At 58.0% G+C, this 12815-nt stretch carries 11 protein-coding genes; all 11 read right to left on the minus strand.

The genetic code is table 11. The features are described 5' to 3' along the window. Window positions 1-184 precede the first annotated feature (184 nt). The 11 genes from ACWHYZ_RS10520 to ACWHYZ_RS10570 all read right to left on the minus strand — a co-directional run bounded on the left by ACWHYZ_RS10520 (window position 185) and on the right by ACWHYZ_RS10570 (window position 12814). Window positions 185-2146, minus strand: coding sequence for an acyl-CoA dehydrogenase family protein (locus tag ACWHYZ_RS10520; protein ID WP_447987207.1), 1962 nt, complete (start codon window positions 2144-2146; stop codon window positions 185-187). 25 nt (window positions 2147-2171) lie between these two features. Further along, complete coding sequence (locus tag ACWHYZ_RS10525) at window positions 2172-3893, minus strand: class I adenylate-forming enzyme family protein (RefSeq protein ID WP_447987208.1); 1722 nt, start codon at window positions 3891-3893, stop codon at window positions 2172-2174. Next, window positions 3868-5016, minus strand: a complete 1149-nt coding sequence (locus ACWHYZ_RS10530; protein WP_447987209.1) for a citrate/2-methylcitrate synthase — start codon at window positions 5014-5016, stop codon at window positions 3868-3870. Before ACWHYZ_RS10530 ends, ACWHYZ_RS10525 begins: the two co-directional genes overlap by 26 nt. A gap of 16 nt (window positions 5017-5032) precedes the next feature. Continuing rightward, complete coding sequence (gene prpB, locus ACWHYZ_RS10535) at window positions 5033-5896, minus strand: methylisocitrate lyase (protein WP_447987210.1); 864 nt, start codon at window positions 5894-5896, stop codon at window positions 5033-5035. A 1-nt stretch (window position 5897) separates the two neighbouring features. Next, a complete protein-coding gene (locus ACWHYZ_RS10540) occupies window positions 5898-7298 on the minus strand; it encodes an MmgE/PrpD family protein (RefSeq protein WP_447987211.1) in 1401 nt (466 codons plus the stop codon). Between the two features lie 68 nt (window positions 7299-7366). Further along, on the minus strand, window positions 7367-8134 hold the full coding sequence (meaB, locus tag ACWHYZ_RS10545; RefSeq protein WP_447987212.1) for a methylmalonyl Co-A mutase-associated GTPase MeaB: 768 nt from the start codon (window positions 8132-8134) through the stop codon (window positions 7367-7369). 39 nt (window positions 8135-8173) lie between these two features. Continuing rightward, entirely contained in the window at window positions 8174-9121 is a 948-nt protein-coding gene (locus ACWHYZ_RS10550) for a hydroxymethylglutaryl-CoA lyase (RefSeq protein ID WP_447987213.1), read from the minus strand. A 9-nt stretch (window positions 9122-9130) separates the two neighbouring features. After that, window positions 9131-9946 carry an enoyl-CoA hydratase-related protein gene (locus ACWHYZ_RS10555; protein ID WP_447987214.1) on the minus strand — a complete coding sequence of 272 codons (816 nt, stop codon included), beginning with the start codon at window positions 9944-9946 and terminating at the stop codon, window positions 9131-9133. 6 nt (window positions 9947-9952) lie between these two features. Then, complete coding sequence (locus ACWHYZ_RS10560) at window positions 9953-11557, minus strand: carboxyl transferase domain-containing protein (protein WP_447987215.1); 1605 nt, start codon at window positions 11555-11557, stop codon at window positions 9953-9955. 22 nt (window positions 11558-11579) lie between these two features. After that, entirely contained in the window at window positions 11580-11975 is a 396-nt protein-coding gene (locus tag ACWHYZ_RS10565) for a cobalamin B12-binding domain-containing protein (protein ID WP_447987216.1), read from the minus strand. After that, window positions 11972-12814, minus strand: a complete 843-nt coding sequence (locus tag ACWHYZ_RS10570) for an MBL fold metallo-hydrolase (protein WP_447987217.1) — start codon at window positions 12812-12814, stop codon at window positions 11972-11974. The genes ACWHYZ_RS10565 and ACWHYZ_RS10570 overlap by 4 nt, the downstream gene beginning before the upstream one ends. Between the last annotated feature and the right edge of the window lies 1 nt (window position 12815).

Raw genomic sequence — 12815 nt, forward strand, 5'->3', positions numbered from 1 at the left:
GAGACCATGGAAGTCGTTCATGCCGGGACTGTGAGGATTCTGGACATCTTGGAGGAGAAAGGACATGTGAGTTGGATGAGTTTATCTTATTGTGTTCGCAGTTTGGGTGGCCTGACATCTTTCGGGAGGTGGACCGCCTCCGCCGTGAAGGTCACATTCGACTGATCGCAAAAGGGTGCGGCATTTATGTCGTCAGCTTACAGACTGATGGCTCGCCTTTGGCTTCCGTGCACTGACGAGCAGAACTTGCCTTAGGCTCATAATCACTAAGGGTGCGGACGATGATCCCAGCGGAGAGAAAAGGATAGTTGTTGCTGAGGGCTCTTCTGCCGATGTCGGTCGACCTTATATCTTGATTGCGCACAATTTCTTGAGCCGTCCTTTCGAAGTGTGCTCGAGCACTGCAAAAGATGTCGTTGGCGAGCTCCCACACTTCCGGAGAACCTAACTTTCGTTCCTCCTTCTCGGCATACCAGGCGGTGGCTGCAATCGTGAGGAGAAGTTCGCCGGCCGTCTCGATCCGGTTTTGCCGGCCTTGATCGTCTCGCAACGCTTCCCTGTGGATGGCCATCGCATACGCAATGGCCCGTGCCAGTCGGCGGCTGGCGTGTTCGATATACCGTAGCTTGGAGCGGAGTTCGCGGTGTTGCCATTTCGGTCTGGATGGCAAGGGCGTGCGCTTCCAGAGTCGGATGTACCAAGGAACATAGAACCGGAGCAGCGTCCACACTTCCTTGATGCGCCTCCGGCCGGTTATGCGTTCATCAACATATTTCTGAACGCGCTCAAGATGGGGGTTCAGGCCTTCACGGGCCACGAACGGCCGTAAGACATCGGTGGCGCCCTCTCCGATGCGATACATCTCGGCATCGCGTACCAGTTGTTCGATGCCAAAGCCGGCTGCCCCGCGAAGACGTTTGGACTCGGCCGTCTCATAACCCATCCCGCCGAAAATAATTTGTGCATCTTTCAAAAATTGGATGGTGCGTTCAGAGCAGAACAGTTTCGCGATGGCGGCTTCCATGCGGATGTCATAGCGGTGTTCATCCGCGAGGTGCCAAACAAGTTGTGCAAGGGATTCCATCGCGAAAAGGTCGGCCGCCATACGCCCGATCCGCATTTGCTGTGTCTGCCGCTCGGCCAGGGGTTTCTCAAACGTGTACCGGGTGTTGGCCCGATCGAGAGTCGGCTGCCATGCCTGCTTGGCCATGCCGAGACAGATAGCTGGGATACTGACCGCCCGCCCGATATTGAGAATCGTCAGCGCATACTTTAATCCTTTACCAATGTCACCGATCACCGTGTCGGTGGGGATGCGGACGTTCTGGAACGTCATGTAGGCATTTTCGATCCCGCGACAGCCTTCGAATTGGCATCGCTGTCGGATCTGTACCCCCGGCGTGGACATGTCGAGGATAAAGGCCGAATGCACGTGGTCTTCGGCCACTTCGCCCTGACGGACGGGCGCCCACATAGATTTGCCGTCTCGTTGAACACGCTTGGCCGGCACTCGGGCGATCAATGTCACGAAGCGGGCGATGGGTCCGTTGGTGCACCACAGTTTGTCGCCGTTAATGACGAACGCCTGCCCCGTTGAATCGAGGACGGCCTCGGTTTGAATATGCGCGGCATCGGAACCCGTCATCGGCTCTGTAAGGGCAAAGGCGGACATGTCTTCGCGTGCAACACGCGGCAGATAGCGCTTCTTTTGTTCCTCGCTCCCAAACAGCAGAATCGGCATGGCAATGCCGATAGACTGAGGGACTGCGACAGTTAAGGCGAGGATATTGCTCCAACTCGCGATCAAGGTAAGCACACGGCCGTAGTTCCTATAGGAAAATCCCAACCCTCCGTACTCTTTCGGAATCTTCATTCCAAAGGCTCCGAGCTGGAACAGAGTTTTCAAGATATATTCCGGGATCTTGGCGGTTCGCTCGATTTCGTCTGGATCAACGTGGGCAATGAGAAAGGAACGAATGGTGTCGCAATAGGCCTCCCCGGCTGCACGTTCTTCCGGAGGTTCTTCGGCGGGAAACAATAGGGTAAAGTCAGGCCTGCCATCATAGAGGCCCGCCATGAAACTTGCACCGGTCGGGCGCTCCCGGGCCTCTTCGATTCGCTCCAACCCTTTAAACAGTTGAGACATGGTGTTCCTTCACATCGGGATGTCCTTATCCGCCTTCTTTGAACTGGTGCTCTCGATAGGCGGCGAGCAGCGGGACAAGCCGACTTTTCAATTCCAAGCGCTTGGGTTTGCCGGTCGACGTGTATGGAACCTCCTCGCCGAAAAGGATCACTTTAGGACGCTTCGAAAACGGAAGTCGCAATCGGCAAAAGTCCAGTACGTCAGCAGAGGTCAAAGAGGCCTCGCCGTTTCGCGGGACCACGTACGCCGCGATTTCCTCTCCGTAGTACCGATTCTCAAAAGGCACAGTCATGGCAAATTTCACACCGGGATGACGCTTCAAGAGGTCGTCGATCTCGAGTGGTGAAATATTGACGCCTCCGCGAATGATGAGTTCCTTGAGCCGACCCGAGATAAAGAAAAATGGTCTTCCATGGTCGTCATAGGTGTAAAATCCCTCGTCCCCCGAGCGAAACCAACCCCAGTTGAACGCGGCGTCATTCGCGTCGTCCCGCTTGAAATAGCCGGCACAGACGGTCCGCCCCCGAATACAGATCTCTCCACGAGCCATCGCCGCTAGTGGCTTACCGTCCTCGTTAAGGATCGCCATTTCGTTATGGGGCAACGGGACACCGATCGAGGGGCACTCGTACTCAGTCAACCAATGACGATGCTCATCCGTCGACAGATCATTGGGAAGAAAGCAGGAGTAGCATGTCGTCTCGGACAGTCCATAGCCATGTCGGATTGGCACATGAAACCGTTCCTCGAAGCGCGCCGCGGTGTCTTTCAGCAGGGGCCCCGCGCCGCAGATACATCCCCCAAGGCGATCGAGTGCGTACGAGGTCATATCCTCATTCGCGTCGAGGAGAAATTCCAGCAATGTCGGGACCACACTGACGAGCGTGATCTGTTCGTGATGCAACAGCCGCCAAAACGCGGCCGTTTTGAACTTTCTATTGAGCACTACGCTGCCCTTGCAATAGAAGGGAGTCACCAACGTCACCACGGTGCCATTGACATGGTGAATCGGAAGTACACACATCAGCCGATCCTCGGGCCCCAAACTGTGCCACGTGGCAATCCCGTCGGCATCAACCAGAAGATTGTAAACACTGAGTATGACACCCTTCGGTGGCCCGGTTGTGCCGGAGGTATAGACAATCAAGGCTTCATCATCCAGGTCGGAGCCATGAGGGCTCCGGCAAGACGGGACAGACATTGGTTCCTCCCGGTCTTCTGACCCCTGTCCTTTCTCCTCACTCAATCCTTCGTCCGTCACCGTGATGACATGGTGAAGAGTCGGCAAGTCCTGTTGGAGGCTCCGGACTTCTTCGAGATAGTCAGGCCAGCAACAGACTGCCACGGCCTCTGAATGCTCAAGAATGTAGCGCTTCTTGTCTGCCGGCTCCTCGACGTTGATGGGCACGACCGCGATTCCCAAGGTCCACGCGGCGAAGTAGAGGGCCACGGTCTGATCATGGTTGAACAGCACGGTGACGATGCGGTCTCCACTTGTGAGACCGAGTCGATGATGAAGGAAGGTCGCGGCTAGCTCGACCATTCTGCCAAACTGGCCATAGGTGTAACTGCGATGGATGTCCCGGTCGTCATCGTAATACGTGAGAAAAGGGCGATCGGACACGGCGGGATGATGGACACGGGTGCTGAAGAATTCGGCAAAGGAATGGCACGGGGGCGTCCACGGTGGACCCGCCATCTGCCTGGCCTGCTGAATGCTGTCATGCGCGTCGGTCAATAGCGACATAGGCTTGTGGTGGCGGCCCCGTGTACAGGGCGCGTGGACGAATCAAACGGTTGTGGTCCTGCTGTTCGATCACATGCGCACACCATCCTGCGATGCGTGAACAGACGAACATCGGCGTATACAGCTCGCGTGGAATGTCCATCAGGAGATAGGCCACGGCGGTATAAAAATCGAGGTTAGGGAACAGCCCCTTTTCTTCCTGCATGATGCTGTCTATGGTGGTGGCCATTTCATACCATCGAGTGTCCTCACACATTCGGCTGAGTGCCTCGGCATGCCGTTGAATGATCAGCGAGCGAGAGTCACCTTGTTTCAGGACCCGGTGGCCGAATCCCATCACCCGACGCTTGGTCGCCAATGCGTTCCTGACCCAACGTTCAGCTCGATCCGGGGTGTCGATCTCACAGAACATAGCGGCCACAGCTTCATTGGCCCCCCCATGAAGCGGACCTTTGAGCGTGCCGATCGCCGAGGTGATCGCCGAATGCAGGTCGGTCATCGTCGAAGCGGTGACCCGGGCAGCGAATGTCGAGGCATTGAATTCATGTTCGGCATACAAAATCAGAGAGACATTCAGCAGCTGTCCCATGGCTTTGCTGGTCCAATCCCCGTGACGATCCGTGAGAAGCCAGAGGAGATTGTCGGCCACGCTCAGCCCGGGCTTCGGCCACACCATCTCCTTGCCGTGAATGCGGCGGTACGCGGATGCCATCACGAGCGGAATCTGAGCCAAGAGTCGGATGGCTTTGCGCAGGTTCCCATCGTGCGAATGATCGGCGGCGTCCGGATCGGTCATGCCCAGAACCGACACACCCGTTCGCAGAATATCCATGGGATGCGCATCCGGAGGCACGTCGCGGAGGAACCCCTGCACAGGATGAGGCAGCTCCCAGCCGGCGACGATCTGCTCATTGAAGCGATCGAGCTCCTTTTGGGTCGGCAGCGTACCGAAAAGAAGCAGATAGGCCACTTCTTCAAAGCCGGCGCTGTTGGCCAGATCTTCTATGGCATATCCTCGATAACGCAGGCCGCTCTCGCCCTCATCCACCTGGCAGAGGGCTGACTCGCCCGCGAACACGCCTTCGAGGCCGGGACTATAACTCTTCTCATCAATCAGGCTCATGGCATTCCTTGCTCCGCTATTCATATTGGTCGTATCGCAGCAGGTCGTACAGTTGTTGCCGGGTCTGCATCTGTTCTAAGAGGGTGTGTTGAGAGCCCGCTGATTTAAGCTCGGTCAGCATGGTCTCAATCGCCTTAGTCGCCATGCGCAACGCGGTGACGGGGAAGAGCACGACACGATAGCCAAGACGCTGGAAGTCGCTCACGCGTAGATAGGGCGTCTTGCCGAACTCGGTCATGTTGGCAACCAACGGCACCTTGAGGCCGGTCTTGGCGAATTGTCGAGCGAACATTTCAAACTCCTCGGCCGATTCCAACGCCTCGGGAAAGATGGCGTCAGCGCCGGCATCGACGTAGGCCTGTGCACGTTCCACGGCCGCGGCGACTCCTTCAACCGCCCGGGCGTCGGTTCGAGCCACAATGACAAAATCCGGGTCCAGCCTTGCTTCGACAGCCGCCTTGATCTTGGCGACCATCTCGCCTCGCGACACCAGCCGCTTTCCCGCGAGATGCCCGCACTTTTTCGGCATGTCCTGATCTTCCAGTTGAATCGCCGACACTCCCGCGCGCTCCAACTCGCGGACTGTCCGCATCACCGTGAGGGGAGGTCCAAAGCCCGTGTCGGCATCACCTAACGCGGGAATGGCCACCGCATTGGCAATCGTTGCGGCATCCGAGACGACTTCGGTCATGGATAAGAGACCAATATCCGGTAGACCTCGTGACGCCGCGAGCGCTGCCCCGGACACATAGACAGCATCGAAACCGGCCCGCTCGATCTGCATGGCCGAGAGCGCATTGAACGCTCCTGGCAGCACCACCGTTCGCTTGGCAATCAGTTCCCGCAAACGGCGGGGTTTCGTTAACGTATGGTCGCGCATGCTAAGTCCTTCGCCTGACCTTCAAGAGGGGCATTAAGACGCTCATATCCTTTACCCTGTCCAGATTCCAGATGACGTCCATGATCTTTCTGGTCTGAGCAGGTTCCAAGCGGCCGGCCGTCAGTAGAGAGAATTTCTCTTCAACCTCGCGGTCGGACATCGCATGTCTGGGATGCCCCAAGGGATATTCTCGTTGCGACACATAGTCCTTGCCGGATGCGGTTGTCACGGTGAGGCGCGTGGGCATGGCGCTGGGATACCGGCCGATAAATTCCGGTTGCTGAACGACACGCACTTTATGCATGAGAGCCTGGAGGATCGGATCGTCCATTCGCTTCTCGTCGAATGATCGCAATGTTACCGTTCCGTCCAGCAGGGCGACGGCCACGCAATACGGAAAACTATGGTCGGCGGTTTCTCTAGTCTGAGGATGCCACTTTTCGGGATCACGCCCGATGATCTCGATCGCGACATCGTAGCTGCCGATTTCCACTCCCGAGATGCCCGCTAGCCCCTGCGTCCCTTCCGACTTCAACAGTTCAGCTCTCACGTCGACGGCAGCTTCCACAGCGGTTTGCGCGTGATATTCCACAGGGTAATGTTTGATGTAGGTCTCCATGATCTTGAAGTCCGCGTGCTCCTGGAACTCCTCTTTCTCGCCTCCGAACGCAGGAAGGTCAAAAGATCCGGAGACCAGTTTCATGAACCCTTTTTCACCTTCGAAGATCGGGGAAGGCCCGGTCATCCCTTGCTGCGCCAACATGGCGGCAAAGACCCCATTGCGCGCGGCATTCGAAAAGGCGCAGGCCTTCCACATCGAAAGGTCTCCGACACGGGTTTGCCGAAGCGCGACATTGGCGACGCCGGACAGATTGACCGCTTGAAGGCTCTTGGCTGCAGACAAGTTTAAGATCTTTGCCGCAGCAAGCGCCGACGAGAATGGTCCATAGGTCACATGATCCCAGCCGCGGGGACGCAAGGCTGCGGCGTCACACAGACGACAGTGAATTTCATAGGCGAGCGCAGTGGCCAGAATGACTTCTCGTCCTGAGGCATGTCGGGTTTCGGCGACTGCGAACACCGCCGCGATATTGTCCGATGGGTGAGCCGGCTCTTTTGCCAGATACGTATCGTTGAAATCGAGATAACGGACCAGGGCGCCATTGGCGAAGGTCGCTAGGTCGGGGAGTGTCCGGTGGGTCGTCCCCCACACGGTCGCGCCGTCTACCACCTTTACGGATTGCGCAAGGCGCCGCGCAATGCGGCAAGGCGGGGCATCAAACGCGCTAATAGCACAACCGATACTGTCCAGCACACGTCGTTTGACCTCATGTATCGCAGCAGGGGAGAGGTCCCCATAGCGGAGGGACTGGGCATATCCAGCGAGCCGTGCAGCGATCACAAACGTGCTCCCTCAATAGTTAGAGGTCGGGACCCGTCCTTCGGGGACAGGACAATCCTCTCTATTCGTCACTGGACTCCTCGCGCGTCATTGCTCGGCGAAACTGTTCTCGGCAAGAGATCACCTTGCTGATGGGCAGTAATCGCCGCCATGACGTCTGAAATGCCCGTGCCGTTCACGGAGACCGTGCCGAGAACCTGCGGATACCATTCGCGCAAATCCCGCAACGTTGCCTCCGCCCCTGGGTGGTCCGCCTTGTTGACGACGATAATATGAGCGACTTCCAAGAGGCCGGCTTTCATGGCCTGAATGTCGTCTCCCAGACCCGGTGCCACGATGGCCAGGACTGTATCCGCCACATCGAGGACATCCAGGTCACCTTGTCCGACGCCGATTGTTTCAACCAGCACGACGTCGAAGCGGGCTGCGTCAAGCACTATCAGGGCCTCGCGCGTAGCGCGTGCCAATCCGCCTCGCTGCCCGCGCGTCGCCATGCTTCGGATGTAGACTCCGGTATCCAATGTATGTGTTTGCATGCGAATGCGATCGCCTAACAGCGCGCCTCCCGTGCACGGGCTGCTGATATCGATCGCCAAGACACCGACCGTCTTGTCTTGTTGGCGGTAGGCGGTGATGAGCTGATCGATGATGGTACTCTTGCCGGCCCCGGGATAGCCTGTCACGCCGATGACAGTCGAATGGTGCAAAATAGGTTCGAGTGCTTTGAGCATGGCAAGACCGTCGGAACTCAGATCCTCGAGCAAGGTAATCGCACGGGATACGGCGCGGACATTCCCGGCCTTTACCTGGGCCGCCAAGACATCCGTGTCCACCATGTCTCTTCGTATTCGATCACTCACGAAGATACCCATCCGTTAGACCACCAGTGTCGAAGGACTTCTCTCCACCTGAGACAGGCGCGAGGCGAACGGGCGTTCCAGATAGCCGCCGATCTGTCGACACGCGGCCATGATCTTCGCTTCATCGACCGGGATGGCGGCGCCTGATGCTTTGAGCGCAAAGACGAGGTCTTCGGTCGCCACATTGCCGGAGGCTCCCCGTGCATAGGGACAGCCTCCCAGTCCACCGGCTGAACTATCGAAGGCCTCGATCCCATATTCCCACCATGCCGTCAGTGCATTGGCTATGGCCATGCCATAGGTATCGTGGCAATGCAGCGATACGGGTTCGCCTGCCATGTGGGGCAACAGAATATCCAACAACTTCCGGATATCTGACGGCGAGGCCTTGCCGACCGTATCGCCAAGCGAGATCTCATCTACCCCAAGCTCCAACAGCCGCTCCATCACCTCCGCGACGCGCATCGGCGCGATCCGCCCTTCATACGGACAGTAGACCACTGTCGAGATATAGCCACGCACGGCCATGCCGTCCCGTTTGGCCCCGGCGACCACCGGTCTGAACCGTTCGATCGACTCGCGCATCGTGGCGTGGATGTTGCGTTGCGTGAAAGTCTCCGAAGCTGCCGTGAAGACGGCGATCTTCTGCGCCGCAACTGTGCGTGCGCGCTCGAGGCCGCGCTCGTTCGGCACCAGTGCCGAATAGATGACGTCGGGCATCCGCTCGATCTTCCGAAACACTTCTTCCGAATCCGCGAGCTGCGGCACGGCCTTGGGCGAGACAAATGCACCGGCTTCGATCTCCATCACGCCCGTTCTTGACAGTGCGTTGACGAACGCAATCTTATGCTCCGTTGGAATGACGCCCGGCTCATTCTGCAGTCCGTCCCTCGGCCCGACTTCGATGATCCGGACGGGTCGGTCTTTCAGTCTGTCCTGGCTATGCTCGACAATCTGCGACATCGTGCGGCCTCAACGTTCTCTTGTTGAAGTATCCTGGTCCCGTGGCACCCAGGCAGGAGAACGCTTTTCCTGAAAGGCTCGAACCCCTTCACCGGCTTCAACCGAAAGTCTGGCCTGCGCGTTCGCCTCTACGCTTACCGATCGGCGATCCGCTTCGGCGAGCGACCAGAGTCTTCGAAGGAGAACTTTGGTGTCCTTCGCTGCCTGCGGCGCGACTTGTAAGATTTCCTTGATGAGTTCAAAGATCCTCGTGTCCAGCCTCTCTTCCTCGACGATGTCATGAACGAGATTGAACTGCCTGGCCACCGATGCGGAGAAGACCTCACCGGTGAGGCAGTAGCGCCGCAGAAAGGATTCCCCTGCTTTGCGAAGCAAAAATGGAGAAATCACTGCCGGGACTAGTCCCCACCGGGTTTCACTCAGCGCGAAGCTGGCATCTTGTATCGCCACAACGATGTCACAGACTGCGATCAACCCAACGCCACCTCCGAAGGCGGGACCATTCACACGTCCGATCACGGGACAGGGACATTCGTCGATGGCTCGGTACATGGCGCCGAGCTGATCCGCGTCTGTACGCGCCTGCGTATCCGAAACCGATGATGGGGGCATCACCCATCGCAAGTCTGCCCCCGCGCAAAAGGCCGCACCGGTCCCCGTCAGGACGACGGCCCGAATGGAATGGTCCTTCCCAATCTGCTCAAAGGCTCTGTATAGCGCAGCGATCAGAAGGCCATCGTACGCGTTTCGCCGGTCCGGCCGATTCAACGTGACGTAAGCCACCGCGTGCTTCAATTCCACGATGATTGAAGAGAGTGTCTTCATCTGGCCTCACATCCGGTACACGGGGGCGCGGCTCTCGCGCAGAGGAACGGCCATGGCCACGTCCAGGCATAGGCCCAATACTTGTCGCGTATCGACTGGATCGATAATCCCGTCATCCCACAGACGGGCCGTGCCGAAGTAGGGATTACCTTCCTGCTCATACTGGGTCAGTGTTGCATCCACGATCCGGCGCCGCTCTTCCTCCGAAAATGCCCCTTGTTCTCGCTCCCGCTGTTGTTGCTTGACGGTTGTCAGCACGTGTGCGGCCTGCTGAGCCCCCATGACCGAGATGCGCGCATGAGGCCACGTGAAGAGGAAGCGGGGTCCGTACCCGCGCCCGCACATGGCATAGTTGCCCGCCCCGTGTGAGGCGCCGATGATGATGGTGAACTTCGGGACTTCCGCTGTGGCCACTGCCTGGACCATCTTGGCGCCATCTTTGATGATCCCTCGCGCCTCATATTCTCTTCCGACCATAAAGCCCGTAATGTTTTGCAGGAAGATGAGAGGGATGCGGCGTTGCGAGCAAAGCTGAACGAAGTGCGCTCCTTTTAGGGCACTGTCCGAAAAGAGGACGCCGTTGCTCGCGACGATTCCCACCTGATGTCCCATCCAGTGCGCGAAGCCGCAGACGAGCGTCTGGCCATACCGTGCTTTGAACTCATGGAATCGGCTGCCATCTACAAGTCGCATGATGACTTCCCGAACTTCGAACGTCTGTCGGGGATTGTTGGGGATGAGACCGTACAGGTCACTGGCGGGGTACAGCGGCTCTTCGATCTCGATGCGGCGAGCCTTCATTGGTTTTCGTCCCAGCGTGGCGATGATGGAGCGACAGATTTCCAGTGCATCCCGGTCGTCCTCCGCCAGATGATCGCTCACGCCGGAGAGCCGTGTGTGCACATCCGCTCCTCCCAGCGCCTCCGCCGTGACCTCTTCGCCGGTCGCCGCCTTCACCAGCGGAGGTCCGGCCAAATAAATGGTTCCCGTGTTCTTCACGATAATGTTCTCGTCGCACATGGCCGGCACATACGCGCCGCCGGCGGTACACATGCCCATGACAGCTGCAATTTGCGGTATGCCGGAGGCGGACATGCGCGCTTGATTGTAGAAGATGCGTCCGAAGTGGTCCCGGTCGGCAAATGTCTCGGCCTGCATGGGCAAAAAGACGCCGCCTGAGTCGACGAGATAGATAGCCGGCAGTCGGTTCTCCAGCGATATTTCTTGGGCCCGGAGATGTTTCTTGATCGTCATCGGGAAATATGTTCCACCTTTGACGGTGGCGTCATTGGCGGCGATGATGCAGGGACGACCGGACACGTATCCAATGCCGGTGATCAGACCGGCGGACGGCACCTGGTCTTCGTACATCCCGAACGCGGCGAGGGGACTGAGCTCCAGCCAGGCAGAATCCGGATCGAGTAGCGCACTGACGCGCTCGCGGGCGGTCAGTTTGCCGCGCTTCTTGTGGAGCGTGACCGCGTCGGCCGGTCCACCGGCTTGCACGTGGGCCAGGTACTTTTTCAGATCGGCGACCCGGCTTTCGTAGTGAGTGTGATGACGCTCGAACTCGTTGGAAGTGGTGACCAGCGACGTCTTCAGCACGCGCATGGGAGCATCCTCACTGTCGAGCCTAGATTCCTTTGACGAAGTCGACGATCTCGCTCACGGGGGTGCCCGGTCTGAACAATGCTCGGACACCGGCCGCTTGGAGCGTTGGACGATCGTCATCGGGGATGATGCCGCCGCCGAACACGACGATGTCTTCCGCCGCCTGCTCTTTGAGCAGTTCCAGGACGCGGATGAACAGCGTATTGTGCGCTCCCGACAGGACACTCAGACCGATGGCATCGACATCTTCTTGAATGGCCGCACTGACGACCTGTTCAGGTGTCTGATGGAGGCCGGTATAGACGATTTCCATGCCCGCATCGCGAAGGGCGCGAGCCACGAGTTTCACTCCGCGGTCGTGCCCATCGAGCCCCACTTTTCCGATCAACACGCGAATCGGTTTACTCGCGACGGTCATACGGTCACCTCCTCCAAAAAATACTTTCCGTCTGCGTGTTGCCGGACGCGCCCGGCTTGCACCTTGGGATCATGTTCAAAGAGCAGCAACCATTTCTCTTCAAAGGCGCGATCCAACACTCGCCGTTTCGTCTCGAGTGTCTGGATGGGATAGAGGTCGTAGCCCATGATGTACGGGAGCGGCAGATGGCACACGGTCGGGATCAGATCGCCAAGGTAGAACGCGGCCTGTCCCTCCGATTCGATCTTAATGCCTTGATGGTAACGGGTGTGGCCTTGCGTGACCACGGCTGTGATCCCGGGCAGCAGTTCGGTGTCGCCGTCCAGCAATTCCCAACGATGGAGGTCTTCGATGGGCGTGAAGTTTTCCTGCCGATAACTCGCTTGAGTCCGTTCATTGGCTCGAACGGCATCCTCATATTCACCGCGCTGAACGACATACCGAGCCTTCGGGAAGGCCGGGCTTAGTGTGCCGCCCCCGTTTGTTATCGTATTGCCACCGGCATGATCGAAATGTAGATGGGTATTAATGACCAGATGGATGTCCTCGCGAGATAAACCGTGACGTTTCAGGGAACGGTCCAAGGACACACTGCGGTCCACCGCAAACATCTCCTTGAATGCGAGGTCCTCCTTACTGCCTAATCCGGTGTCCACGAGGATGTTCTTGCCGTGCGCCCGGATCAGCAAACAGGTGAGATTCAGCGGGATACGGTTCAGCTCATCGGCCATACAACAGCGCTCCCACAATACTTTGGGAACGACCCCGAACATGGCGCCTCCGTCCAATCGGAACGATCCGTCCGAGAGAGGATAGAGTTCACAATTCCCAAGTTTCATG

The organism is Nitrospira sp. Nam74, assembly GCF_965152615.1.